General features: G+C 36.3%; 27 protein-coding genes. 12 read left to right on the forward strand and 15 right to left on the reverse strand.

The window, feature by feature from the left end; genetic code table 11:
* Positions 1 to 14 precede the first annotated feature (14 nt).
* A complete protein-coding gene (gene pepT, locus PEDSA_RS14705; RefSeq protein WP_013633947.1) occupies positions 15 to 1,256 on the forward strand; it encodes a peptidase T in 1,242 nt (413 codons plus the stop codon).
* 381 nt (positions 1,257 to 1,637) lie between these two features.
* On the opposite strand, the gene PEDSA_RS14710 is transcribed toward pepT, so the two are convergent.
* The 5 genes from PEDSA_RS14710 to PEDSA_RS14730 form a co-directional block, all read right to left on the reverse strand.
* Entirely contained in the window at positions 1,638 to 2,066 is a 429-nt protein-coding gene (locus tag PEDSA_RS14710) for a hotdog fold thioesterase (protein ID WP_013633948.1), read from the reverse strand.
* A gap of 3 nt (positions 2,067 to 2,069) precedes the next feature.
* Positions 2,070 to 2,585 carry a DinB family protein gene (locus PEDSA_RS14715; RefSeq protein ID WP_013633949.1) on the reverse strand — a complete coding sequence of 172 codons (516 nt, stop codon included), beginning with the start codon at positions 2,583 to 2,585 and terminating at the stop codon, positions 2,070 to 2,072.
* Positions 2,566 to 3,771 carry a sensor histidine kinase gene (locus PEDSA_RS14720; RefSeq protein WP_013633950.1) on the reverse strand — a complete coding sequence of 402 codons (1,206 nt, stop codon included), beginning with the start codon at positions 3,769 to 3,771 and terminating at the stop codon, positions 2,566 to 2,568. The genes PEDSA_RS14715 and PEDSA_RS14720 overlap by 20 nt, the downstream gene beginning before the upstream one ends.
* 81 nt (positions 3,772 to 3,852) lie before the next feature.
* Positions 3,853 to 4,086, reverse strand: coding sequence for a DUF6358 family protein (locus PEDSA_RS14725; protein ID WP_013633951.1), 234 nt, complete (start codon positions 4,084 to 4,086; stop codon positions 3,853 to 3,855).
* Positions 4,087 to 4,092: 6 nt separating this feature from the next.
* Positions 4,093 to 4,407: a rhodanese-like domain-containing protein gene (locus PEDSA_RS14730; protein WP_013633952.1), complete on the reverse strand. Its 315-nt coding sequence runs from the start codon at positions 4,405 to 4,407 to the stop codon at positions 4,093 to 4,095.
* 282 nt (positions 4,408 to 4,689) lie between these two features.
* Here PEDSA_RS14730 and PEDSA_RS14735 point away from each other — a divergent pair, with 282 nt between their 5' ends.
* The 7 genes from PEDSA_RS14735 (at position 4,690) to PEDSA_RS14765 (ending at position 11,357) form a co-directional block, all read left to right on the forward strand.
* Entirely contained in the window at positions 4,690 to 5,463 is a 774-nt protein-coding gene (locus PEDSA_RS14735) for a succinate dehydrogenase cytochrome b subunit (protein ID WP_013633953.1), read from the forward strand.
* Positions 5,464 to 5,513: 50 nt separating this feature from the next.
* Complete coding sequence (locus PEDSA_RS14740; RefSeq protein WP_013633954.1) at positions 5,514 to 7,448, forward strand: fumarate reductase/succinate dehydrogenase flavoprotein subunit; 1,935 nt, start codon at positions 5,514 to 5,516, stop codon at positions 7,446 to 7,448.
* 86 nt (positions 7,449 to 7,534) lie between these two features.
* Entirely contained in the window at positions 7,535 to 8,293 is a 759-nt protein-coding gene (locus tag PEDSA_RS14745; RefSeq protein ID WP_013633955.1) for a succinate dehydrogenase/fumarate reductase iron-sulfur subunit, read from the forward strand.
* Between the two features lie 163 nt (positions 8,294 to 8,456).
* Positions 8,457 to 9,218: a LiaF transmembrane domain-containing protein gene (locus PEDSA_RS14750; RefSeq protein WP_013633956.1), complete on the forward strand. Its 762-nt coding sequence runs from the start codon at positions 8,457 to 8,459 to the stop codon at positions 9,216 to 9,218.
* Between the two features lie 10 nt (positions 9,219 to 9,228).
* A complete protein-coding gene (locus tag PEDSA_RS14755) occupies positions 9,229 to 9,582 on the forward strand; it encodes a DUF4288 domain-containing protein (RefSeq protein WP_013633957.1) in 354 nt (117 codons plus the stop codon).
* 7 nt (positions 9,583 to 9,589) lie between these two features.
* The gene (locus PEDSA_RS14760; RefSeq protein WP_013633958.1) at positions 9,590 to 10,624 is read left to right on the forward strand and encodes a sensor histidine kinase; all 1,035 of its coding nucleotides are present in this window, start codon (positions 9,590 to 9,592) and stop codon (positions 10,622 to 10,624) included.
* A 1-nt stretch (position 10,625) separates the two neighbouring features.
* A complete protein-coding gene (locus PEDSA_RS14765; protein WP_013633959.1) occupies positions 10,626 to 11,357 on the forward strand; it encodes a LytR/AlgR family response regulator transcription factor in 732 nt (243 codons plus the stop codon).
* Between the two features lie 172 nt (positions 11,358 to 11,529).
* On the opposite strand, the gene apaG is transcribed toward PEDSA_RS14765, so the two are convergent.
* Together apaG and dusB are read right to left on the reverse strand one after the other, a co-directional pair.
* Positions 11,530 to 11,916, reverse strand: coding sequence for a Co2+/Mg2+ efflux protein ApaG (gene apaG / locus PEDSA_RS14770; RefSeq protein ID WP_013633960.1), 387 nt, complete (start codon positions 11,914 to 11,916; stop codon positions 11,530 to 11,532).
* A gap of 55 nt (positions 11,917 to 11,971) precedes the next feature.
* Entirely contained in the window at positions 11,972 to 12,964 is a 993-nt protein-coding gene (gene dusB, locus PEDSA_RS14775) for a tRNA dihydrouridine synthase DusB (RefSeq protein WP_013633961.1), read from the reverse strand.
* A 40-nt stretch (positions 12,965 to 13,004) separates the two neighbouring features.
* Between dusB and PEDSA_RS14780 the strand changes: the two genes are divergently transcribed.
* From PEDSA_RS14780 to PEDSA_RS14795, 4 genes are read left to right on the forward strand one after another with little or no spacing between them, the layout of a single operon-like run.
* Positions 13,005 to 13,919: a CPBP family intramembrane glutamic endopeptidase gene (locus tag PEDSA_RS14780; protein WP_013633962.1), complete on the forward strand. Its 915-nt coding sequence runs from the start codon at positions 13,005 to 13,007 to the stop codon at positions 13,917 to 13,919.
* Positions 13,916 to 14,119: a putative signal transducing protein gene (locus PEDSA_RS14785; protein ID WP_013633963.1), complete on the forward strand. Its 204-nt coding sequence runs from the start codon at positions 13,916 to 13,918 to the stop codon at positions 14,117 to 14,119. Before PEDSA_RS14780 ends, PEDSA_RS14785 begins: the two co-directional genes overlap by 4 nt.
* Positions 14,119 to 14,922 (forward strand): phosphatidate cytidylyltransferase, encoded by an 804-nt coding sequence (locus PEDSA_RS14790; RefSeq protein WP_013633964.1) that lies wholly within the window; start codon positions 14,119 to 14,121, stop codon positions 14,920 to 14,922. The genes PEDSA_RS14785 and PEDSA_RS14790 overlap by 1 nt, the downstream gene beginning before the upstream one ends.
* 23 nt (positions 14,923 to 14,945) lie before the next feature.
* Positions 14,946 to 15,605: a phosphatidylserine decarboxylase family protein gene (locus PEDSA_RS14795; protein ID WP_013633965.1), complete on the forward strand. Its 660-nt coding sequence runs from the start codon at positions 14,946 to 14,948 to the stop codon at positions 15,603 to 15,605.
* Between the two features lie 52 nt (positions 15,606 to 15,657).
* On the opposite strand, the gene PEDSA_RS14800 is transcribed toward PEDSA_RS14795, so the two are convergent.
* The 8 genes from PEDSA_RS14800 to nuoL form a co-directional block, all read right to left on the reverse strand.
* Positions 15,658 to 16,278, reverse strand: coding sequence for a DUF4159 domain-containing protein (locus tag PEDSA_RS14800; RefSeq protein ID WP_013633966.1), 621 nt, complete (start codon positions 16,276 to 16,278; stop codon positions 15,658 to 15,660).
* A gap of 23 nt (positions 16,279 to 16,301) precedes the next feature.
* Complete coding sequence (locus PEDSA_RS14805; RefSeq protein ID WP_013633967.1) at positions 16,302 to 17,012, reverse strand: 16S rRNA (uracil(1498)-N(3))-methyltransferase; 711 nt, start codon at positions 17,010 to 17,012, stop codon at positions 16,302 to 16,304.
* A gap of 75 nt (positions 17,013 to 17,087) precedes the next feature.
* Positions 17,088 to 18,428, reverse strand: a complete 1,341-nt coding sequence (locus PEDSA_RS14810) for a hemolysin family protein (protein WP_013633968.1) — start codon at positions 18,426 to 18,428, stop codon at positions 17,088 to 17,090.
* Between the two features lie 11 nt (positions 18,429 to 18,439).
* Entirely contained in the window at positions 18,440 to 18,976 is a 537-nt protein-coding gene (locus PEDSA_RS14815; RefSeq protein ID WP_013633969.1) for an inorganic diphosphatase, read from the reverse strand.
* Between the two features lie 4 nt (positions 18,977 to 18,980).
* Positions 18,981 to 19,628, reverse strand: coding sequence for a DedA family protein (locus PEDSA_RS14820; protein ID WP_013633970.1), 648 nt, complete (start codon positions 19,626 to 19,628; stop codon positions 18,981 to 18,983).
* 52 nt (positions 19,629 to 19,680) lie between these two features.
* The gene (locus tag PEDSA_RS14825; RefSeq protein ID WP_013633971.1) at positions 19,681 to 21,063 is read right to left on the reverse strand and encodes an NADH-quinone oxidoreductase subunit N; all 1,383 of its coding nucleotides are present in this window, start codon (positions 21,061 to 21,063) and stop codon (positions 19,681 to 19,683) included.
* Positions 21,064 to 21,069: 6 nt separating this feature from the next.
* Positions 21,070 to 22,521: a complex I subunit 4 family protein gene (locus PEDSA_RS14830; protein ID WP_013633972.1), complete on the reverse strand. Its 1,452-nt coding sequence runs from the start codon at positions 22,519 to 22,521 to the stop codon at positions 21,070 to 21,072.
* 20 nt (positions 22,522 to 22,541) lie between these two features.
* Complete coding sequence (gene nuoL, locus PEDSA_RS14835; RefSeq protein ID WP_013633973.1) at positions 22,542 to 24,443, reverse strand: NADH-quinone oxidoreductase subunit L; 1,902 nt, start codon at positions 24,441 to 24,443, stop codon at positions 22,542 to 22,544.
* Positions 24,444 to 24,449 lie beyond the last annotated feature (6 nt).

Consider the following 24,449-nt stretch of genomic DNA (forward strand, 5'->3'; position numbering starts at 1 on the left):
GTAATTTCTTCAAAATGAACATAAAACACACTGTAACTCAGCGCTTTTTAAAATATGTACAAATAGACACCCAGTCGGACCCTTTATCGCCATCTACACCATCTACGAATAAACAAAAAAACTTAGGGAACATTCTGGTTAAAGAGCTTAAAGAAATAGGAGCAGACGCTGTTGAAATTGACGAAAATGGATATGTTTATGCAACCATTCCATCCAACACAGACAAAGAAGTTCCGGCTATTTGTTTTTGTTCCCATATGGATACCTCGCCAGATTGTAGTGGACAAAATGTAAAACCAATCATTCATAAAAACTATCAGGGACAAGATATCGTACTGCCAGACGACAAATCCATTGTAATAAAGCTAACAGAACACCCGGATTTAAAAGATCAGATTGGAAATGACATTATTACTGCAAGCGGAACAACACTTTTAGGCGCGGATAATAAAGCTGGTATTGCAGCTATTATGGATGCAACAAATTATCTTATCAATACACCGGAAATAAAACATGGTGATATCAAGATATTATTTACTCCCGATGAAGAAATTGGACGAGGTGTAGATAAAGTAAATTTACAAAAGTTAAATGCAAAATTTGGCTATACGATAGATGGAGAAACGCTTGGCTCATTTGAGGATGAAACTTTCTCCGCCGATGGCATGGAAGTAATTATACATGGTGTAAGCGCACATCCTGGATTTGCAAAGGGAAAAATGGTTAATGCGATTAAGATAGCAAGTGAAGTTATAGCTGCTTTACCCAAAGATAGACTTTCTCCAGAATCAACAGATAAAAAGTTGGGCTTTGTACATCCAACAAGAATTGAAGGCGAGGTGGAAAAAGCAACAATAAGTTTTATTATTAGGGACTTTGAAGATGAACTACTGGAACAACATGAAAATGAGATAAGGACGGTAACAGAAAAAATCTTACAAAATTATCCTGAAGCCAAAGCAAAATTTGTAGTTAAAGAACAATACCGAAACATGAAAAAAGTTATTGCTCAATATCCCCAAGTCAGCGAATACGCCTTAGAAGCCATAAAAAGATCAGGGCTAACACCTAAACCACAAAGTATAAGAGGAGGGACAGACGGCTCAAGATTATCATTTATGGGCTTACCATGCCCAAATATCTTTGCAGGAGAACATGCCTTCCATAGTAAACAAGAATGGGTAAGCGTTCAGGATATGGAAGCTGCAGTTCGAACAATTGTCAATCTCGCTTCTATTTGGGAAGAACGAGCCTAAAGCTCTTTCTGTATAAGACAGGGCAATACCAGCTAGGAGACTCTTTCGGGAATTGTTCGACAATCGTTCGATTCCGCTTCGACAGCCATCGAAGCGTAGCTGAACAATTTTCGAAGTGTTGTCGAAGAATAGTGAAGTTTTTCTCGAAGCAGGTACGGGCCAGAGTGCTACCGGATCCGAAGCATAAACGGAGTTTAGCGGACTTTCATGGACTTTCGTGGAGTTTTACGGACTTTTTGTTCGGTTAATTGAGAAGAGGGAAGGGAAAACCTCTTCTAGGTATAAGAAAAATCAATTTAAGCACAAATGCCCTTTATTAAAAATTATTTTACAATAAATACCATTCTAAGATTTGCTGTAAAGAAAGATAGGCGTCTCTGACTAATTATTTTCCATTTTTGGAACAATAGCCACCGTTAAGCGGCTTACACATGTCATTTTACCCTGATCGTTAAATAACCTGATATCCCAGACATGTGTTTTATTTCCAATATGCATTGGTGTACACATTGCGGTTACATTGCCAGACGTTACCGGTCTTAAATGATTAGCGTTGATTTCTAAGCCTACACCCATGAATTTCTGCGAATCGACGATCAAGTTGCTGGCAATGCTGCCTATACTTTCTGCTAAAACAACCGATGCTCCGCCGTGTAAAATTCCTGCCGGTTGCTTTGTCCTTTCGTCAACCGGCATAGTGGCTTTTAAGTAGTTTTCTCCGATTTCTGTATAAGTTATTCCTAATAACTTTGCTAAATAAATGGATCGTTCGTTGATCTCCTCAACAGTATAATCTTTAAACCAGATCATAAGCTATTTATTTAAATATCTTTCTTTTAAAACATTAAAATGATGCTGAACATGGCCCGCTATAATGAACAACAATGCGCCTACAGAAATTGTGTAATCTGAAGCTGTTCCCTTCTTGTAATAATCTTCCTCGGATAACGATTTATAGAAATACAAATTCGCTTGTCTCATCAATAAAAATTCATCAACCAGGTCCGTGTAAGAGCGTTTGGACAGATCCAGGCTATCAGCATAGAGATTTTCATCAAAACCCGGTAAAGGAGTTTTATCGTTTCTGGCTATTCGCATCGCCCGATAAGCCATTACCCGCTCGGTATCTATTAAATGTCCGACAAGCTGCTTTACTGTCCATTTTCCTTCGGCATAGGCGTAGTCGTACTTATTTTCTGGTATCTCTGCTAAAAAATCATCTATTTCATTTAACTGATTTTTTAATGTTTTTATAATGTCTCTGTTGATTACATTATTTATATACTCTTTATAGTAAGGAGCATATTCATCAGTCGTTGGTTGATACATGTTTTGTATTGCTTTTTAATATTATTCTAAATGTTGTTCCTTTTCCTATTTCGGATTCTTTAACGAAAACAGATCCTTTGTGATAGTTTTCAACCATTCTTTTTGTTAATGACAAACCCAATCCCCAACCTCTTTTACGGGTCGTATAGCCGGGTTGAAATACGGTTTCAAATTTATATTTTGATATCCCTTTTCCTGTATCTGTAATATCTATAATAACCTGCTTTTTGGAAGGGTTGCCTTTTATTTCTATTATAATATCTCCATGCCCCCCTTCTATAGCATTTACGGCATTTTTCAGGATATTCTCAATCACCCAATCAAACAATGGAACGTTTAAAAACGCTTCAATTTCTTTATCTCCCTTTATGGTGAAGGTAATTTTATCTGAAATTCTAACTCTAAAATAATCTACAAAGTCTTTTACAACCTGATAAACTTTATGGCTACTAAGCACCGGTCTGGAACCGATTTTTGAAAATCTGTCGGCAACTACTTCCAGCCGCTGAATATCATTTTCCATTTGTTCAACCAGATGTTGCTCGGTATCAGGCAGTTTATCTTTTAATAACTCCAACCATGCCATTAAGGAAGAAACAGGCGTTCCCAATTGATGAGCCGTCTCTTTCGCCATCCCTACCCATACCTGGTCTTGTTCGGATTTTCTGGAAGAATTAAATACGACATAGGCCAACAACAAGAAAACAGCAATAAGCGATAACTGAATATAGGGAAATACACGTAATTGGGTCAGCAGGTTACTGTCCTTATAATAAACCAGATTTTTTTGACCGTAAAATTCTAAAGGGATTGGTTTGTGCTGCGATTTCATTTTTCGCAACTCTTTATTGAAATATGCCGGATCATATTTTTTATGTCCCTCTATCTTGAAATAGGTTTTGGCAGTATCCAGCCCTTGATAGGTTATAATGGAATCTTTCTCATTTGTAACAATTGCAGGAACAGGCAAACTGTCGCGAATGACAAAAAGAAAATTCATCATTTCATCATTATCGGTCTCGAACATTGTCTTCAAGCTTTTTGCCCAAAGCTCCGCCCTGGTCCTTTCTGACTTTGCAATGTTATTTACCAGAAAGTCGGTGTAAGCCAAAGACGAAACAGCTATCACGATTGCGAATGACAGTAAAAAATATTTCCAGCGACGATTATTCTGATAAGGATTCATAAACCAATAACACTAAAAGAGCGTGAAAATTACGTTTATAAACAAATAAAGTAATCTCGTCAAAAGATTACTTTATTTTTCTTACTTCTTTTGCGAAGTGTTATTCTTGTTTTTGAGATTCGAATCTGCCTTTTCCTTCATTTCTTTTCTAACGTCCTTCATAAGCTTAAGCTTATAATACAAACACATAGAGAAAGAGGCCGCACATAGAATAGGAACAAAATAATTTCCCAACTGATATGCTTTTACTCCAACTATTACAGAAAAGATAATTAAGAGATTTAGAATAACATTAAAAGCTACTTTTTTACCCATAGCCTGTTAATATACGCTTAATTCCGGATCAATTTCAGCGGCCCAAGCTAATATTCCGCCTTTTAAGTTGTACACATTGGTATAACCATTTTGTTCTAACTGGTTTAAGGCAGCTGCACTTCTGGCTCCACTACGGCATTGCATTACTACCGGAATATCTTTTGATATTTTATCTTTTTCAAGAAGTACATTTGCCAAAGGAATATTCTGGCCACCTAAATTAGACATTTCATACTCGAAAGGCTCGCGAACATCAATTAACTGAAATTCTTTTCCCTCGTCTTGCCATTGCTTTAATTCGCTTACTGATATTTCTTTCATAATAGGATTCTTTCTTATTCACTCAAAATTATAAAAATATAATGCAGTTTTTCTAATAATCAGCATCTTTTACAAAAAAAATGGAATTTTCAAACAAGGTTCTTGTGTTGTTGTTCTAGCTATAATCCTATAGTTCAGAGAATATGCTTTAGATGTTAAAAAGGAAGCTTCTTAGAACGTTTCTAAATTAGAAATAGTCTTTTACATAGCCCGAAGCATTTGCCTAGTTTTGTCATTTGAAATTAAATTTTTAAGCAGTAAAAGTATCTTAAATACAAACAAATGAGCAATTTTTCAAAAACGTTTTCTTCCACACTAGGGAGAAAGCTGATTATGTGTTTAACAGGCTTATTTTTATGCGCTTTTCTTGTCGTACATTTAATTGGTAACTTACAATTATTTGCTAATGACGGAGGATACGCGTTTAATAAATATGCTTATTTCATGACCCACTTTACACCTATTAAGGTGATTTCTTACTTGCTCTATATTTCCATTATAGTGCATACTGTTTGGGCTATTATTATTACTTCTAAAAATAAGGCAGCCCGTCCTGTATCTTACGCAGTAAAAGGAGCTAACGGAAGTATCTGGTCTTCAAGAAATATGGGCATATTAGGAACCATTATTTTCCTTTTTGTTGTTATTCACATGAGCAATTTTTGGTACAAATACCACTGGGGTGCAACTCCATATGTAGAGTACTCAACTAATTTATCTACCGGGGAGACCCAGGCCAGAGAAATTACAGAAGCGGAATACGGCAAGCAGTATGTAACGTATGTAGATAATGGGATAGAGGTAGTTAAATCTAAAGATTTATATAAAGAAGTAGCTTTTGCTTTTTCTAACCCTATTTATTCATTATTCTATGTTTTAGCAATGGCGGCATTGGCATTCCACTTATTACATGGATTCCAAAGTGCATTTCAAACATTAGGCTGGGATAATAGCAAATACAAACCTTTGGTTAACTTCTTAGGTATTTGGATTTTTTCAATTGCTATTCCTATTGGGTTTGCACTTATGCCAATCTATTTCTTTTTATTTAAATAACAGGATTCGTTCATAAGCCATATATAAGAGCTTATTAAAAATATAAACAAATGAAGTTAGATGCTAACATTCCATCAGGCCCATTAGCGGAAAAATGGAATAAACATAAATTCGACCTTAAACTTGTAAATCCTGCCAACAAAAGAAAATATACTATTATTGTTGTAGGTACTGGTCTTGCAGGGGCATCTGCTGCTGCATCTTTGGGAGAATTGGGATATAATGTGAAAGCGTTTTGCTTTCAGGATAGCGCGAGGAGAGCACACTCTATTGCAGCACAAGGTGGTATAAATGCTGCTAAAAATTACCAAAACGATGGTGACTCGACTTACCGCTTATTTTATGATACTATTAAAGGAGGTGACTACAGAGCAAGGGAGGCAAACGTTTACCGTTTAGCTGAAGTATCTGCAAACATTATCGACCAATGTGTTGCACAAGGTGTTCCTTTCGCCCGCGAATATGGAGGTTTGTTAGACAACCGTTCTTTTGGTGGAGCACAGGTTTCCAGAACCTTTTATGCTAAAGGGCAAACTGGGCAACAACTTCTTTTAGGTGCATATTCTGCATTAAACCGTCAAATAAAAGCTGGAAAAGTACAAATGTACACGCGTACAGAGATGCTTGACGTAGTAAAAATTGACGGAGAAGCCAAAGGTATTGTTACCAGGAACCTTGTAACTGGAGCAATTGAAACACATGCCGGACACGCTGTATTACTTTGTACTGGCGGTTACGGAAACGTATTCTACCTTTCTACCAATGCAATGGGTTCTAACGTAACCGCAGCATGGAGAGCACACAAACAAGGCGCCTTCTTTGCAAACCCTTGTTATACGCAAATTCACCCTACTTGTATTCCGGTAACAGGAGATCATCAATCTAAATTGACTTTAATGTCTGAGTCTTTAAGAAATGATGGTAGAGTTTGGGTTCCTAAAACAAGAGAGTTGGCAGAAAAAGTTAGAAAAGGAGAATTAAAAGCTAAAGATATCAAAGAAGACGATAGAGATTACTTCTTAGAAAGGAAATATCCTTCTTTTGGTAACCTTGTTCCTCGTGACGTTGCTTCCAGAAATGCGAAACAAATGTGTGATGACAAACGCGGGGTAGGTAAAACAGGCTTAGCTGTTTACTTAGACTTCGCAGACGCTATCAAACGTTTAGGAAAGGAAACAGTGGAAGAAAAATACGGAAACTTATTCGATATGTATTTACAGATTACAGACGAAAATCCGTATGAACAACCAATGAGAATCTATCCTGCTGTTCACTATACAATGGGTGGGCTTTGGGTTGATTATAATTTAATGACTACTGTTCCTGGACTATATGCTTTAGGAGAATGTAATTTCTCTGACCATGGTGCTAACCGCTTAGGTGCTTCTGCATTAATGCAAGGTTTAGCCGATGGTTACTTTGTAATCCCTTATACTATTGGAGATTATTTAGCTAAAATTGGCCCTGCGAAGGTTGATGAATCTCATCCGGCTTTTGCAAAAGCTAAACAAGACGTCATCGATTTAACGAATAAACTTTTATCTCTTAAAGGAACTAAAACTGTTGACGAATATCACCGTGATTTAGGGCACATCATGTGGGAATATTGTGGTATGGCCCGTACAGCAGAAGGTTTACAAAAAGCTAAGAAATTAATTGCTGAACTGAGAGCTGACTTCTGGAAAAACGTTATTGTTCTTGGTGAGAACGAAGAAGTTAACCAATCTTTAGAAAAGGCAGGCAGAGTGGCAGATTTCTTAGAACTTGGGGAGCTAATGGTTGATGATGCCTATAACAGGGCAGAATCTTGTGGTGGTCACTTCAGAGAGGAAAGCCAAACACCGGAAGGAGAAGCTTTAAGGGATGACGAAAACTTCGCTTATGTTGCTGCCTGGGAATACACTGGTGATAACCAACCGGAGGTTTTACATAAGGAAGAACTTGTTTTTGAAAATGTTAAATTAACACAACGTAGTTATAAATAGATATGAGGTTTTAGATATGAGAATTGAGAGCTTATAGGAGTTCAATTCTCATATTTCAAATCTAATGTCTCTAGTCATATAAAGATATGAGTGCACATATGAATCTGACGCTAAAAGTTTGGCGCCAAAAAAATAGTCAGACTCCGGGTAAATTCGTTACTTACCCAGCTAACAATATAGCAGACGATATGTCTTTCTTAGAAATGTTAGACGTCGTTAACGAAGATCTTGTAAAAAAGAAAGAAGATCCTATCCAATTCGATCACGATTGTCGTGAAGGTATTTGTGGGATGTGTTCTTTGATGATAAACGGATCTCCTCACGGACCAAAACAAGGAATTACTACTTGCCAGCTTCACATGAGAAGCTTTAAAGATGGTGATACTATCGTTATTGAACCTTGGAGAGCTGCTGCATTCCCTGTTTTAAAAGACTTAACTGTAGATAGAGGATCTTTTGAAAGAATTCAACAAGCTGGTGGTTATGTTTCTGTAAACACTGGTGGTGTTCCCGATGCTAACACTATTCCAATTCCCAAGAGAATTGCAGACGAGGCTTTCAGCTCGGCAGAATGTATTGGTTGCGGAGCTTGTGTTGCTGCATGTAAAAATGCTTCTGCCATGTTATTTGTTTCTGCAAAAGTTTCTCAGTACGCTTTGTTACCACAAGGACAAACTGAGCGTTATGAAAGAGCTATTGCAATGGTGAACCAAATGGACGAAGAAGGATTTGGCGGATGTACAAATACTTATGCTTGTGAGGCCGAATGTCCAAAAGGTATCAAAGTAACAAATATCGCCCGCATGAACAGAGAATACTTCAACGCGAAGTTTATTAAGGGATAATATATTCTTAAATAGATAACAAAGCCTGAAAGGAAGTCTCTTTTCAGGCTTTGTTATTTACCGACATTTTCCTGTCATTCACCGATTATTTCATGATTTCTCCCAAAAAGAAATAATCATCCTAAAAAGATTAATCTACCTTCGTATTATCAATATCAAGATTATGGAGAATCAAGAAAACGATATTAATTATCACAAACCATATAGAAGCAGCGGTAAAATTTTCTTTGGTTTTATGCTGGCAGCAGTTGGAACATTACTCTTATCCAAAAAATTCGGTTACGAATATCCCGATTGGCTGATCAGCTGGCCAATGTTGCTTATTGTTTTGGGTTTCGGGAAGATTATAAAAAGCGGATTATCTAATTTATCGTGGGTTCCGTTTATGGCGATTGGAGGAATTTTTCTCGCAGGAAAAATAGATCCTACTTTAGACATTAGTAATTATATTTTACCTGTGATTCTTATCTCGCTTGGCCTTTTTGTAATGTTTGGCAAAAGCAAAAACACGGAAAAATGTTTGAGAAGGAGAGATAGGTTTAAAAAAAAATATCGTTCGAAAACTAGCACAGGGGAACGTGTAAACGATGATACAATAGAAAGTATTGCTATTTTCGGCGAAGTCAAAAAGACCGTTTACTCTCAGGATTTTAAAGGCGGCGAGGTTATCACCATTATGGGTGGTGCACAAATAAACTTAAGCCAGGCAGATATACAAGATGTCGTTATTATCGAAGCAATACAGGTTTTCGGAGGGACCAAACTGATTATCCCACAGAACTGGCAGGTTGTAACTGAAATGGCAGCTATTTTTGGAGGCATACAAGACAAAAGAGACTTTTATGCTTCTGAGCCCAATACTAACAAGAAAATAATTATAAAAGGTGTTTCAATTTTTGGAGGAATTGACATAAAAAACTACTAAACATTTATCTATGGAATGGTACTCAGCAAAATTAGTTTATCAAATTAGCAATACAGAAAATGATACTGTTCAGTTTGATGAACAGTTAAGAATTATAAACGCTATCAGCAAGGAACTTGCTTATGAAATAGCAAACCAACTGGGGTATATCAATCAGGAGAAAGTTGTTACAGATTCGGGAGCCACATTAAACTGGAATTTTATTGCGGTTACCGAAGTTAAGTATATCGGGGAAGTTAAACACGGTGCTGAAATTTATTCTTCGATCAAAGACACCCCTAAGGAGCTATTTCTGGAGGAAACAAGCAAGAAGGCTGCTTATTTAAAAGATTCTTACTCAACTTCCTTGGAAAAAGCTTTTTAAGAATATAATGAGTCTTTCGCAGTTTAAAAATATCGGATTCAAACCATCATTTACTCTTTTATGGGTAATGTGTGTTTCTCTGCATATTTTTACTGTAAGGATGTTAGGCTTTAGCCTTGAAATAAGCGTTATTGACGCATTGATATTCTACTGCATTATTTCCGGAGATTGCTGGCTAATTTCTCGCTCTCTTAATTATTATCTACCAGAAGGCGGTAAGTTTTATGTGATTATCGGCTGGAGCTTTACATTAGCTGTAATTAGCAACATTTTTATCTATTTTATTTCTCCGTTGCTAAACATTGGAGACGGGGATGCGTACCGGCAATATCTGGCTTCCTCTTTTTTTATAAAGCTGGCATTTTCATTCCTTTTAATTGGCTGGGTATCTTTAATATGCGCTTTCTGGTATAATAAACAGGAAGAAGAAAGGCTGGAGGAACGCAGAAGGGAATCGGAAAAGTTGAATAAAGAAGCCGAGCTTGCTTCTCTGAGAGAGAAACTTCAACCTCATTTTTTATTTAATAGCCTAAATTCTATCAGTTCGCTTACTTTTTCACAACCTGAACAAGCAAGAAAAATGATTCAGCAGTTATCTGACTTTTTGAGGGGTACTATTAAAAAAGACGATCAGCTGACTTCTCTTTCGCAGGAAATACAACATCTGCAGCTGTATTTAGATATAGAAAAAGTACGCTTTGGATCCCGGTTGAATACAAGTATAAACTGTCCCTGCGAGGTGGAAGAACTCTATGTTCCTAATATGATTTTACAACCTATCGTTGAAAATGCTATTAAGTTTGGCTTATACAATACTTTAGGTGAAATAGAAATTTCTGTTCGTTGTGTTCTGGAAAACGACCTTTTGGTAATTGAGACCAGAAACCCTTTTGATCCGGAAAATTGTCCTCCCAAAAAAGGATTGGGTTTTGGATTAGAAAACGTTAAGAGAAGGCTTTCTCTATTGTACAACAGAAACAATCTACTAAAAACAGATACTGATAACAATATATTTATAACGCGTATATTTATACCTCTATAGCATGACGAAAGCGATTATCATAGATGACGAATATTTAGCAAGAAACATCATTCGGGAGTATCTTAAAGCATATCCGAATATTGAAATCGTTATGGAATGTGAAAATGGTTTTGACGCGTTAAAAGCAATTAAAGAGCACCAGCCTCAACTTATTTTTCTTGATATACAAATGCCTAAAATAACTGGTTTTGAGATGTTGGAACTATGCGAAAATAAACCGGAAGTTGTTTTTACCACTGCTTTTGAGGAGTATGCGATTAAAGCTTTCGAAGCGAATGCGGTAGATTATTTGCTTAAGCCCTTTAGCCAGGAGCGTTTTAATAAAGCTGTCGATAAATTTGTTGATGGTTATACCAATCATCAAAAAATAAAAGAGCTTATGGAAGAATCTTCTCCTGCTACACAAACAGAAAGAGTTGTTGTAAAAATTGGGAATCAGATTAAGATCATCCCTTTCTTTGATATTCTTTTTATAGAAGCCTCGGATGATTATGTAAATATCTACACTCAAACTGAGTTTTTTTTAAAGAACAAAACGATGGCCTTTTTCGAAAAGTCTTTAGATCAAAGAGATTTTGTGCGAGTGCACCGGTCTTACATCGTAAGAGTTAGCGAAATACAAAAAATTGAACCTTATGAGAAAGATGGTCATATTGTTCTGCTTAAAACCGGGCATAAAATTCCCGTAAGCCGAACGGGCTATCCAAAGTTGAGGGCTGCTTTGGGTTGGTAGTATATTAAGTCTAAAGTGAAAAGTTCAAAGTAAAAATACACATCAAGCATTTAACGCGAACGTATTCATTGGCTTTTATAGTGAATAAACATTAGTATAAACCTGGGCCTTTGTAATTTACGCAAGGCCACAAGTTAAATTTCAGTTCCCAGTTTCTTGGCTAACAATAAGCTCAGTTCAATTTGAAAGGAGCTATCAGATCAAATTTTGGAATGTTTACCCTGATGTATTCTTCATTAACCAGACGTTTCATTTCATAAGCACCTTCCATCGTTCCCATATCTGTTTGAAGGTTACATCCCGAAATATATTCATGTACTTCTCCCGGAGCAATAATTGGTTGTTGACCAACTACACCTTCACCTTCCACCTCTCTTCTACTTCCGTTCGAATCAAAAATATGCCAATGTCTTCTCATCAACTGAATAGAATAAGGCCCTAGATTTTCTATCTGGATTCTGTATGCGAACATAAAATGTTCATTAGACGGATTCGAATATTCCGGCTGATAGATGGTTTCAACAGAAACTTTCACTCCCTCTGTAATTTGTGCCACCATATTTTTTGATATTTAATGCAAGTGAAAATTAGTATAAATATCTAAAAATCAAAAACTAAACCAGAACTGTATCAAATTTGTTTCGAATATCGTTTAATACATCCTCGATAGTTTCGATACTATCCAAAGAAACCAGTTTCATTCTATACTCCTTAAAATTGGGAACTCCTTTAAAATAGTTAGCATAATGTCTCCGCATTTCAAATATTCCGGTTTTAGGCCCTTTCCATTCTACTGACTTCCTTAAATGAGTCAAACATACGTCTACTCGCTCGTCAATAGTTGGGCCTTCTAAATGTTGTCCTGTTTTAAAGAAATGTTTAACTTCTCTAAATATCCAGGGATAACCAATTGCCGCTCTCCCTATCATAATGCCATCTATCTCGTATTCCAACCTCCAATTAGCCGCTTTAATAGCAGAATCCACATCGCCATTTCCAAAAATAGGGATTTTAATACGTGGGTTCTTTTTTACTTCTTTTATCAAAGTCCAATCGGCTTCTCCTTTATACATTTGTGCTCTGGTGCGCCCATGTATTGATAATGCCTGGATTCCCACATCCTGTAGCCTTTCCGCTACTTCGTAGATATTCTTGGTATTATCATCCCAACCTAACCTGGTTTTTACTGTAACGGGTAAATGAGTTGCCTTAACAACAGCCGCTGTCATCGCCACCATTTTATCAATATCTTGCAATAAAGCCGACCCGGCTCCTCTGCAAGCTACATTTTTAACAGGGCAGCCGTAATTGATATCTATTAAATCAGGATTGGCTTGTGTTGCTATTTCCGTTGCTTCGAACATATGATCGATATCGCTTCCAAAGATCTGGATACCAATGGGTCTTTCATATTCAAAGACATCCAGTTTCTGACGGCTTTTTGCTGCATCTCTGATTAATCCTTCGGAAGAGATAAACTCTGTATACATCAGATCTACTCCGTTTTGTTTACAAACATACCTGAATGGAGGGTCGCTTACATCTTCCATAGGAGCCAACAATAAGGGAAACTCACCTAAATCTATAGTCCCGATTTTTACAGACATCTTAATCCTTTTGATTATATTGAGTGCAAAATTACGAAATATGAACGATAGTCTTCATTATCAAGACAAACATCCATTGTATGAACTTCTAATCCTTACATTTTTCTGTTTTTTGGGTGGTATTGTATTTTCATTTTTTGGGAGCATAACTTATCTTATCTTTTTTGGCAGTCATCTTTCTTTAACATCTCTTTCCGGAGAAGGGCTTTACCAAAATGTCAATTTCTTGAGATGTATACAAATATTTAGCTCGCTTGGGATTTTTATCGTTGGACCGCTATCTTTTTCGAAATTCAGAAAATATAAGTTTGCTACATACTTTCAGTTCACGAAACAAACAGAACTAATTTTAATCCTTCTGAGTATTGCAATTCTTTTTGCTTCCCTTCCACTGATTGAATATCTGGGCAATTTAAACAGTAAAATGTCTTTTCCGGAATCTTTAAAGGCTCTTGAGTATTGGATGCGACAGAAAGAGGATGAAGCCATGATGTTGACCAAACAGCTTTTGATAATGAAAGACTATAAGGATTTGGTGATAAACCTGTTAATGATTGCTATCATACCTGCTATTGGTGAAGAATTACTTTTCAGAGGAGCTGTTCAAACAATTTTTATCAAATGGTTTTCCAATCCACATATTGCTATCTGGCTTGCAGCAATAATTTTCAGCGCGATACACGTACAATTTTATGGGTTTATTCCAAGAATGTTTTTAGGCGCTCTATTTGGATATCTTTTGTTTTGGGGTAAAAGTCTTTGGTATCCAATCATTGGGCATTTTATCAATAACGGATCCGCTGTGATTATTGCTTATTTATATCAATTAGACGGAAAAAGTGTAGAGGAAATTGAAAAAACCGACAACTTTCCAGCTTACGGATATATTTTTAGTGCATTATTTACCTTAGTTTTGCTTTACAACTTTTATCAACGAAGCAAAAACCGTGTATGAGTAACACTTGGGTAAAGATTTACACCTCTCAACAGTTCATCAAATCAGAAATTGTAAGACAGGTTCTGGTAGATTACGAAATAGATGCTGTATTAATGAACAAGCAAGACTCCTCTTATAAATTCGGGAATGTTGAGGTCTATGTCCATCCTGATAATTTTGATAAAGCGGTAGAAATTATCATTCAAAACGAACTTTAATGAAGACCAGAGCAATTACAGGTTTCTTTTTTATTATAGTAATGCTGGCCTCGTTGCTAAGCGGACCTTATGTCTTTTCTTTTTTTTATGTTGTCCTGGGTTTTCTATGCTTAATGGAATTTTATAAATTGGTCGATAAGGCAGGATTTAAACCGAATATTGCTGTCGGAGGTTTTACTGGCGGATTAACTCTCTGCTATTATGCTTATCACTGTATCTACGGTTTTGATCGATTAAGCTTTGGCTTTATAATCCTTTTAACCTGTCTGGTTTTCATTCTCCAACTCTATAAAAAAAGCGAGTTTCCATTCACTGCTATTGCCTATACTTTTTTAGGAATAATATACACCATACTTCCTTTTATCTGTTACTTCTCCATCGCTTTTATTTCCGGAGAATATAACTGGCATCTCGCTTTAGGCTTCTTTCTACTTTTATGGGGAAGTGATACAGGAGCTTATTTATTTGGAGTGAAATTTGGAAAAACTAAACTTTTCGAACGTCATTCCCCTAAGAAATCCTGGGAAGGATTTTTAGGAGGAGTATTTACTTCCATTGTTATTGCTTACGCTATAAGCCATTTCTACGCGGAGTATAACGTCATTAACTGGATTGTGATGGCTTTGATAATTTCCTGCTTTGGTACCATGGGAGATTTGGTCGAATCAATGTTTAAAAGAAGTATTAATGTAAAAGACTCGGGAAATATGTTACCTGGCCATGGCGGGGTGCTGGACCGATTTGATGGTTTATTAATAAGCGCACCGCTTGTTTATGCTTACTTACATTTGATTACTTATTAATATCTTGGATTAAAATTAAAAACATGACAATACATAAAGAAGGTTACACCTCAATTGCGCTGATTATCTTGTTTATTTTTATTACAAATGCGCTAATCAGTTATTATATCCCACAAGTAACCTGGTTTATTTGGTTATGGTATCTTATTTCTGTATTCCTTTTTATTACCGTTTTACAATTTTTCAGACACCCAAAAAGGAATTGGACAGTAAGTAACGGCGATGTGATCTGCCCTGCAGATGGAAAAATTGTTGTAATAGAAGAAACGGAAGAAACGGAATTTTTAAAGGATAGAAGAATACAGGTTTCGGTATTTATGTCACCAATAAATGTACATGTTAATAGAAATCCAATAAGCGGAATTGTCAAATATTTTAAATACCATCCTGGTAAATATCTGGTTGCCTGGGATCCCAAATCTTCTACAGACAATGAAAGAACAACCATTGTTGTCGAAAATGAAAATGGCACCCCTATTTTATTCAGGCAAATAGCCGGTGCTTTGGCTCGAAGAATTGTATGGTATGTAAAAGAAGGAGATAAAGTGGAACAGAGCAAAGAATTTGGTTTTATCAAATTTGGATCGAGAGTAGATTTATTTCTTCCTTTAGATGCCAAGATCAACGTAAACCTTGGTGATGTGGTAAAAGGAGGGATTACAAAAGTTGCAAGTTTGAAGTAGTGTTATCTGGCTTAACTTACAAAATAATCTAGATCTGTTATCACAAAGCAAGCTACCTCGAACCAAAAGCATAAGACAACATATTGGCACCCATTTTAAGTGCCTTTTCGCGAGTTTCCTGAGTATCTTCCTTATAGGTCCCCAAGTCTTCCCACCCATTTCCCAAGTCGGATTCGTACGAATAAAAGCAGATTAAACGTCCTTTATAAATTAATCCAAATCCTTGTGGCCGCTTATTATCATGTTCGTGAATTTTGGGCAAGCCATTTGGAAACTTAAACTTTTGATTATAGATAGGATGAGATACAGGTAATTCCTGAAATTCGAGTTCAGGAAAGACCTTTTTCATCTGTGGCCGAATGAATTTATCCAAACCGTAATTATCGTCTATATGCAGAAAGCCTCCTGCTATTAAATAGCTCCTTAAGTTTTTCGCCTCAGGATCGGAAAATTGCACATTCCCATGCCCTGTAAGGTAAACAAATGGATAGTTGAATATTTCTGAACTGCCAACTTCAACAACAGCTTCCTGAGGCTCTATATTGCCTCCTAAATTATTATTAAAATACTGGATTAGATTTGGCAGCGCCGTACGATTGGCATACCAGTCCCCTCCGCCATTATATTTAAGTTTGGCAATTTTGAAGGAAGCCTTATTGGCTACCGCTGACATTAATATCAGCGAGCTTAGCAAAATTATCTGTTTAAATAGTTTATCTCGAAGCATGCTTGTAAAGCGGCAGTCTCTGTTCTCAACCTGCTCTTCCCTAAAGTTATCGGAACAAATCCATTTTCCAAAGCTATTTGAACTTCCTTTTCGGAAAAATCTCCTTCGGGACCAATTAAAATAAGATATTTTTCTTCTCTTTTAAAAGAATCTGCTATTTCCCTTTTTTCTGTTGGAATACAATGAGCGATATATTTATGGACATCACTGCCAACACTGCTTATTAAACTTTTAAATGTTTGGGGTTTATTCAATTTAGGTAAATATGCTTTGAGAGATTGCTTCATGGCAGACACCATGATTTTTTCTAAACGCTCTGTCTTAACGTCTTTCCTTTCGGAATGCTCACAAATAACGGGAGTTACCTCCTGAATACCGATTTCGGTAGCTTTTTCTAAAAACCATTCTATGCGATCTATATTTTTTGTTGGTGCGATTGCTATATGCAGATGAAAAGCTACTTTATTGAAATCTTTCTCTTTAGAAACAATAGTCAGTTTGGTTCTTTTGGGGTGATCTTCAATAATTTCCCCCAGATAGAATCCACCTATTCCATCTACCAGATGGATACGATCTCCAATCTTTAATCTTAAAACTTTTGAACAATGTCTACTCTCTTCTTCGTTAAGAACGTAAACATTCTCTTCAAAATTTAAATCAGGCGTATAGAAAACATGCATATTATCAAAATAACAACTGCTTCACTTCTTGCTTCAGAGGAGGTAAATACTTTTGCAAAACAGCCCAGACTATTACTAATGATTGTCTACCGTTTCGTCTTCGGAAATTACTAGTTCCAGTTTTACAGTTTCTATATTTTGTCCAACCTTCTTAAGGATAGTAAAATTATATCCATTGAAGATCTGTGTTTCGCCAACGTCTGGTATTTTCCCAAATATTTCGCTCACCAAACCTGCTATGGTATCATAATCTTCATCTTCTGGAAGATCGTGCGGCAGAAACTCGTTTGCATCATATACTGTTGCCGATGCAGAAACAATATATTCTGAAGAAGAAACTTTTTCAACAATAGGCTTTTCCTCATCGTACTCATCCTGGATCTCTCCAACCAATTCCTCCACTATATCCTCAAGTGTTACCATCCCTGCTGTTCCTCCAAACTCATCCAAAACAATAGCAATCTGCATTTTTTTCAGTTTAAGTTCTGTCAAAAGATTATTTATCTTCTTTGATTCAGGAACAAAAAATGGCTTTCTTATAATATTTTCTAGAATGAAATTAGTTTTGGATGCCAATAAGCTTAAAATATCTTTAGCATGAACGATCCCCACTATTTGGTCTATACTTTCTGCGTAAACAGGAATACGGGAGTACCCCTCTTCTACAATCAGATTAAGCAATTCTTCCTGTGTAGCACTTTGCTCTATGGCTACAATTTTCGTACGGGGAACCATGATATTTTTCACTACCCGTTCATTGAATTCAAAAACATTCTGAATCAACTCATGCTCAGCATTATCTAAAGCTCCGGATTCCCTGCCTTGTTCAAGGATATACTGCAGCTCTTCAGACGAGTGTCCAGATTCTCCTCCCTCAACATGATGTATTCCGAAAAGCTTTAAAATCACATTTGCGAAACCATTTAATACATAAATAAATGGTCTAAAAAGCAAATAGAAAAATTGGAGAGGCAATGCAATTACCATTGTGGTGTTTACCGGCCTTTGAATAGCAATTGACTTCGGCGCCAGCTCCCCAAACACAATATGTAAAAATGTGATAATAAGGAAAGCAGTTACGTGTCCTGTACTAGTAGCTACAGCTTCTGAAATTGGAATATTAAAGAATGAGAAGAACTTGAATACCATATTGGACATTACCGATTCTCCGACCCAACCAAGACCAAGAGAGGCTAACGTAATACCCAATTGGGTGGCTGCCAGGTAGCCGTCTAGATGGGAAGTCATGTGCTTTGCTATTTTTGCAACACGACTTCCTGATTTTACTTTTATTTCTATTTGTGAGCCCCTTACCTTAACTATTGCAAACTCCGCTGCAACGAAAAATCCATTAAGGATTACTAAAAAAAGGGTTAAAAAAATCTGAAATCCGCTAATTTCAATACTGGGGTCCATATAGAGATAATTTATTTAAACGTTTTCTTATAAAGTTCAACACTTTCTTCAATAACTTTATAAGCATATCTTTTTCCTAACAAATGTTCAATAGTAACATTTTTTCCTTCCAAAGCTTTATAATCCTGGAAGAATCTTACTACTTCTTTCATTGTATGTGGAGGCAAATCTGCCAAATCTTCAATGTAATTCACAGACATATCATGAGCTGCTACCGCGATAATCTTATCGTCTTGTTCGCCATTGTCTACCATATGCATTACGCCTACAACTTTCGCTTCGATAATTGACATCGGGTAAACGTCTACAGAGCAAAGAACTAAAATATCTAATGGGTCTTTGTCGTCACAATATGTTTGAGGAATAAATCCGTAATTAGCAGGATACATTACAGAAGAAAAAAGAACTCTGTCTAATTTCAACAATCCTGAATCTTTGTCTATTTCGTATTTTGCTTTTGATCCTTTTGGAATTTCAATAATTGCTGTTACAACTTCAGGTGCATCTTCTCCTGGTGAGATAGAATGCCACGGGTGATTATCGGCCATTTAATTATTCAGTATTTATTTTATTGTTATTGATATTTTTCTTTAAAACAGTTACAACCAAAGGAATTGTTGTAATCAATATAAAACCTATAATGATATACAACAGATACTCATTAATCTCTTTCTCGAATCTTCTACCAAGAAAGAATCCTAAAAGAGTCAATGAGGTTATCCAAAAGATAGCTCCTATAATATTGTAGAAAGCAAACTTTTTGACATCCAACTTTACAACTCCTGCAAATATAGGAGCAAAAGTTCGTACTATGGGAACAAATCGACCAATAATTAATGTAAAGGCACCTTGTTTTTTATAATAATCTTCAGCAGCTATCAAATATTTCTTCTTAAAAAAAAGGGAATCTTTTCGATTGTACAGGACTGGCCCCGTTCGATACCCGAACCAATAGCCAACAAAATTGCCTGCTATGGCCGCGATAACGAGCCCTAAAATCATGGTTACGATACTTACATCCAGTTTTTCTGTAGCAACGAACATGCCCGCTAAGAAGAGAAGGTAATCTCCCGGGAGGAAGAATCCAAAAAATAGTCCTGTCTCTGCAAAAATCACAAATAAGATCAGATAGAACCCTCCCTTACTTATAATATGCTGAGCATCGGCCAGATTAACTATATGATGCCAAATCTCCTCCATAGTAATGCCATAAAACTACAAATATTTATTGTAATGAAATATGGCTAATTTTTTAAAATAATGTTGTCAAACAAGAAGGATATATCCCCAGCAATATAGTTAAAACAAGGCCTAAACCCAAAACAATGCGGTAAAAAGTAGAAACTTTAACTTCCGCTACGCCGTCTGCTTCTTTAAAGTACATTGCAATTATTACTTTAAAATAATAATACATTGCAACAATTGCATTAAGTACGGCTATTGCCACTAACCAGATATGTGATTGTGATAATGCTGTACTGAACATATAAAATTTACCTATAAAACCGGCAGTTAGAGGTATTCCCGCAAAAGAAAGCATGGCAACAGTTAACGCCAATGCCAAAAAAGGATTAGTTTTAGACAAGCCATTGAAACTCTCGATCGCATCCGATCCCTTTTTTGTTTCCACTAAAATAAGTACTCCGAATGCAACGACAGACGCTAATGCATAAGCCAGAGCGTAAATAAATATAGCGTTTGAAGAAGCCGGTCCTAATGCCACTATTGCAAAAAGCATATAGCCCGCATGTGAAATACTCGAATAAGCGAGCAACCTTTTAAAATGGTTTTGATATAGTGCTGTTAGATTTCCGACGAATAATGTCAACACTGTTATTGTGGTTAAAACAGGTATCCAAAAAGTGCTTAAATGAGCAAATGACGTTTGGAATATTCTTAAAAAAGCTGCAAACCCGGCAATCTTAACTACTGTCGACATAAAAGCAGTAATCAATGTTGGTGCTCCCTCGTAAACATCCGGCGTCCAGAAATGAAATGGTGCTGCGCCAACTTTAAATACAAGTCCGACAATCATCAATGTTAAACCTGCATAAAAAATAGGGTCAATTATATTTTCCGGATCCGAAACATAATTTGCAATTTCCTGAAGATTGAAAGTTCCCGATGCTCCATATATCAATGCTATACCAAAAAGTAAAAATCCTGTAGAAAAAGCTCCCATTAGGAAATATTTCAACGCAGCTTCATTGGATCCGAAATCTTTCTTCTTGATTCCCGCCAAAATATACAAGCTCACAGACATGATTTCTAAGCCCACAAAAAGCATCGCCAAATTATTATAGGAAACCATCATTATACATCCCGCAAGGGAGAACAACATGATGGTATAATATTCTGCTAAATGTTGGCTAATCTTTTCGAAATAACCTCTTGACAATAAGAAAATCAGGGCGGTTATCCCTATACAAAGCGAAGAAAATGCCACTGCAAAATTATCGAAAAGCATCATTCCACTAAAAATAGGAGAGACCCCTTTATTCCATTCCGCAACAGAAAAACCTAATGCCAGCAACAATCCTAAAACCGCAACAGGCATCAAACCGGACTTTACCTTAAATAAGCCCAAATAAAGAATTACTATTGCTAATACTGATATAACGATTAAAGAACTCATTCTTAATTAAAATGCTAATTTGTTATTCACTTTTGTGATTAATCCTTCTACCGACGCTTCTGAAATATGCAATAATGCATTCGGGTAAACCCCGATAGCTATTATTAATAAACAAACAATAGCCAAAACCAAAACTTCTGATCCCGATATATCTTTGAAGGAACTGGTTAAGCTATTCAGTTCGCCCTGCATGACCGCTTTGTAAGTTCTAAGCATATAAACTGCTCCGAAGATTATAGTTAAACCTCCGAATACTGCATACCATAAATTAAACTTAAATAATCCGTTTAAGAGCAGGAATTCGCCAATAAAGCCATTGGTAATAGGAAGTCCAATTGCCCCTAACACAATTATCAGAAAAGCTATTGCAAACTTAGGTGCAATCTTAGCAATTCCCCCCATTTCCGATAATTCTCTCGTTTTCAATCTATCGATTAAAATATCCACCACAAAGAATAATCCTATTACACTTATCCCATGGTTCAACATTTGTATAATGGCTCCCTGTAAACCTTGTACGTTCCACGTGAAAACACCCGCAGAAATTAATCCAACGTGTGCTATAGAGGAGTAAGCGATTAATCTTTTTATGTCTTTTTGAGTGAAAGCGATAATAGAACCATATATAATTCCGATTACGGAAAGCGTTAATGCAATTTTACCCCATAATAAAAAACCATGCGTAAGTACCGGTACCAGCCAGACTATCACTCCGTAAACACCCATTTTTAACATAATGCCAGCTAAAAGCATTGTTCCTGCTGTTGGTGCCGAAACATAAGTATCCGGTTGCCAGGTATGGAAAGGAAATACGGGCATTTTAATAGCAAAAGCGAGGAAGAAACACCAAAATAACCATGATTGAGTTTCTTTAGGAAGATTTAAAGCATAAAATGCATCTATAGAAAATGTTCTGCTTGGCGTTTGAAGGTATAAATAAATAATTCCTAATAGCATGAACAAAGATCCTGCAACTGTGTATATGAAAAATTTCATATTTACTTTAATCCTATCTTCACCGCCCCACAATGCACAAATAAAATAAATTGGTATTAAAGCCAATTCCCATCCCGCGTAAAATAAAAACGCATCCATTGCCGTAAATACGATCAGCAAACCGAACTGCATAAACAACATTAACGCATAAAAAACTGGCTTTTCTATATTCCTTTTAAATGTTGACAAAATAATCAAGGGAAGTAATCCTGCTGTAAGCAACAACATAGACATACTGATTCCGTCAACGCCAGCAGTAAAGTAAATCCCAAATTTGGTCATCCATGGATAATTGACAGTAAACTGTCTTCCTGCCTCCGGATTAAAACTACACAGTAAACCCAAAGTTGTAGCAAGCGTAATAAGCGAACTGACTAAAGCTATTTGCTTCGCATATTTCCCCGAAAACAGGGTTGCAATTGCTCCTATGATGGGAAAGAATAGTAAACTTAATAAATTCATCTTCTCCTTATTCGCTAAACTTAAATGTGAATAAAACTATATATCAAAACTGCTATTACACCTATCACCATAGCAAAAATGTAAAAGCCAACGTTTCCGCTTTGTAATAAACGCAGTGTTTTCCCTGCTTCAAGAGATCCCTTTCCAAGTCCATTAACAATGGCATCTATTCCGGATTTATCTATTATCTTATATAAAAAGCCCGATAGCAGATCCAAAGGTTTTTGAATAATGGCAGCATATATTTCATCAAAATAAAACTTATTGTAAGATAATCTTGTTAAAGCAGGCCTTTCCTCCGTATCATCCAGGGGAATATGTTTTCCTGAAACATATCTTACATAAGCATAGATAATAGAAATAATAACACCAACAACGGAAATCCCTATTAACATAAACTCTGTTGAATGGTCTAATGTCAGGACAGGAATTAAATCTTTTGAAAATGCGTAAATAGGAGTTAAGTACTCATTTAACCAATGGTGTCCTCCCAAAGCATGTGGAATACCAATAAAACCTCCAACTATTGATAAAATAGCCAAAATAATTAAAGGAAACGTCATTGAGGCTGGAGATTCATGCAAGTGATGTTTTTGCTCTTCTGTTCCTCTAAAACTTCCCCAAAAAGTTAAAAACATCATCCTGAACATATAAAAAGCGGTGAATAATGCGCCGATAACACCTATTGCCCACATTAATTTATTGTGCTGATATACATGAGCCAATATTTCGTCTTTTGAGAAGAAACCTGCAAACGGCGGAAGCCCTGCAATCGCGATAGTCCCGATTAACATCGTAAAAAATGTAACTGGTAATAATTTTTTAAGTCCTCCCATTTTTCTCATATCCTGCTCCTCACTCATTGCGTGGATTACGGAACCTGCTCCTAAAAACAATAAAGCTTTAAAGAATGCATGGGTTATTACGTGGAAAAAAGCACCCGTAAAAGCTCCCACTCCTAATCCTAAAAACATATATCCAAGTTGTGAAACTGTTGAATAGGCAAGAACTTTCTTAATATCCGTTTGTGTTAATGCTATAAGTGCAGCTATAAATGCCGTCGCCAAACCTATTATTGCAACAATTTCCATTGTTATTGGAGCTAACGCAAATAAAATGTTAGAACGGACTATCATATAAACGCCTGCGGTTACCATTGTTGCGGCATGGATTAATGCAGAGACCGGTGTTGGACCAGCCATAGCGTCTGGTAACCAGGTAAACAATGGTAATTGTGCCGATTTACCGGTTGCAGCGATAAATAACAACATGGTTATCAAAGTGATTAAAACTCCGTTGCTTTCGATAGTCATGGTTTTTGGAAAAATCTCTACGAAAGAAACCGATCCGAATGCATGAATAATTAGAAAAACTGCCAATAAAAAGCCTAAATCACCAATACGGTTCATGATAAACGCTTTCTTGGCTGCGTCTGCATAAGCTCCATTTGTATACCAGAAGCCAATTAAAAGGTAAGAACATAATCCTACTCCTTCCCACCCGATAAACATGATGACATAGTTTGACCCCATTACCAAAAGCAGCATGAAGAAAATGAAGAGATTCAGGTAAGAGAAAAATTTCCCAAATCCCTTATCGAGTTTCATATATCCTGCAGAGTAAATGTGAATCAAAGAGCCAATTCCTGTAATAATTAATAGCATCAAAATGCTTAACTGATCTATCTGAAACGCAAAAGGAATATCTAAAGAGCCAACTTTTATCCAGTCGAACAGTGTAACAATTTGTGGATTTACACTATTGAAATTCAAAAATATCGATAAACTTATTGCAAAAGGAGCAATAACCGCCAGGCTTGCTATTGTTGCAATAACAGCCTTTGGTAATACGTTTCTTCCGATTCCATTTATCAGAAAACCAACCAAAGGCAGTAAAGGGATTAACCAAACTAAATCTATCATCCTTTA

This window comes from Pseudopedobacter saltans DSM 12145, from assembly GCF_000190735.1.
Lineage (GTDB): Bacteria > Bacteroidota > Bacteroidia > Sphingobacteriales > Sphingobacteriaceae > Pseudopedobacter > Pseudopedobacter saltans.

What these genes read in the sequence shown, in the direction of transcription:
- PEDSA_RS14800 (WP_013633966.1), bottom strand. Translation starts at nt 16,278, where the DNA reads ATGTCAGCGGTAGCCAATAAGGCTTCCTTCAAAATTGCCAAACTTAAA.
- PEDSA_RS14790 (WP_013633964.1), top strand. Translation starts at nt 14,119, where the DNA reads ATGAAGACCAGAGCAATTACAGGTTTCTTTTTTATTATAGTAATGCTG.
- PEDSA_RS14750 (WP_013633956.1), top strand. Translation starts at nt 8,457, where the DNA reads ATGGAGAATCAAGAAAACGATATTAATTATCACAAACCATATAGAAGC.
- PEDSA_RS14715 (WP_013633949.1), bottom strand. Translation starts at nt 2,585, where the DNA reads ATGTATCAACCAACGACTGATGAATATGCTCCTTACTATAAAGAGTAT.
- apaG (WP_013633960.1), bottom strand. Translation starts at nt 11,916, where the DNA reads ATGGTGGCACAAATTACAGAGGGAGTGAAAGTTTCTGTTGAAACCATC.
- PEDSA_RS14755 (WP_013633957.1), top strand. Translation starts at nt 9,229, where the DNA reads ATGGAATGGTACTCAGCAAAATTAGTTTATCAAATTAGCAATACAGAA.
- PEDSA_RS14830 (WP_013633972.1), bottom strand. Translation starts at nt 22,521, where the DNA reads ATGAATTTATTAAGTTTACTATTCTTTCCCATCATAGGAGCAATTGCA.
- PEDSA_RS14820 (WP_013633970.1), bottom strand. Translation starts at nt 19,628, where the DNA reads ATGGAGGAGATTTGGCATCATATAGTTAATCTGGCCGATGCTCAGCAT.
- PEDSA_RS14725 (WP_013633951.1), bottom strand. Translation starts at nt 4,086, where the DNA reads ATGGGTAAAAAAGTAGCTTTTAATGTTATTCTAAATCTCTTAATTATC.
- PEDSA_RS14805 (WP_013633967.1), bottom strand. Translation starts at nt 17,012, where the DNA reads ATGCATGTTTTCTATACGCCTGATTTAAATTTTGAAGAGAATGTTTAC.
- PEDSA_RS14795 (WP_013633965.1), top strand. Translation starts at nt 14,946, where the DNA reads ATGACAATACATAAAGAAGGTTACACCTCAATTGCGCTGATTATCTTG.
- PEDSA_RS14780 (WP_013633962.1), top strand. Translation starts at nt 13,005, where the DNA reads ATGAACGATAGTCTTCATTATCAAGACAAACATCCATTGTATGAACTT.
- PEDSA_RS14735 (WP_013633953.1), top strand. Translation starts at nt 4,690, where the DNA reads ATGAGCAATTTTTCAAAAACGTTTTCTTCCACACTAGGGAGAAAGCTG.
- PEDSA_RS14785 (WP_013633963.1), top strand. Translation starts at nt 13,916, where the DNA reads ATGAGTAACACTTGGGTAAAGATTTACACCTCTCAACAGTTCATCAAA.
- PEDSA_RS14815 (WP_013633969.1), bottom strand. Translation starts at nt 18,976, where the DNA reads ATGGCCGATAATCACCCGTGGCATTCTATCTCACCAGGAGAAGATGCA.
- PEDSA_RS14825 (WP_013633971.1), bottom strand. Translation starts at nt 21,063, where the DNA reads ATGAGTTCTTTAATCGTTATATCAGTATTAGCAATAGTAATTCTTTAT.
- PEDSA_RS14810 (WP_013633968.1), bottom strand. Translation starts at nt 18,428, where the DNA reads ATGGACCCCAGTATTGAAATTAGCGGATTTCAGATTTTTTTAACCCTT.
- PEDSA_RS14710 (WP_013633948.1), bottom strand. Translation starts at nt 2,066, where the DNA reads ATGATCTGGTTTAAAGATTATACTGTTGAGGAGATCAACGAACGATCC.
- PEDSA_RS14740 (WP_013633954.1), top strand. Translation starts at nt 5,514, where the DNA reads ATGAAGTTAGATGCTAACATTCCATCAGGCCCATTAGCGGAAAAATGG.
- PEDSA_RS14730 (WP_013633952.1), bottom strand. Translation starts at nt 4,407, where the DNA reads ATGAAAGAAATATCAGTAAGCGAATTAAAGCAATGGCAAGACGAGGGA.
- dusB (WP_013633961.1), bottom strand. Translation starts at nt 12,964, where the DNA reads ATGTCTGTAAAAATCGGGACTATAGATTTAGGTGAGTTTCCCTTATTG.
- nuoL (WP_013633973.1), bottom strand. Translation starts at nt 24,443, where the DNA reads ATGATAGATTTAGTTTGGTTAATCCCTTTACTGCCTTTGGTTGGTTTT.
- PEDSA_RS14720 (WP_013633950.1), bottom strand. Translation starts at nt 3,771, where the DNA reads ATGAATCCTTATCAGAATAATCGTCGCTGGAAATATTTTTTACTGTCA.
- PEDSA_RS14760 (WP_013633958.1), top strand. Translation starts at nt 9,590, where the DNA reads ATGAGTCTTTCGCAGTTTAAAAATATCGGATTCAAACCATCATTTACT.
- PEDSA_RS14745 (WP_013633955.1), top strand. Translation starts at nt 7,535, where the DNA reads ATGAGTGCACATATGAATCTGACGCTAAAAGTTTGGCGCCAAAAAAAT.
- PEDSA_RS14765 (WP_013633959.1), top strand. Translation starts at nt 10,626, where the DNA reads ATGACGAAAGCGATTATCATAGATGACGAATATTTAGCAAGAAACATC.
- pepT (WP_013633947.1), top strand. Translation starts at nt 15, where the DNA reads ATGAACATAAAACACACTGTAACTCAGCGCTTTTTAAAATATGTACAA.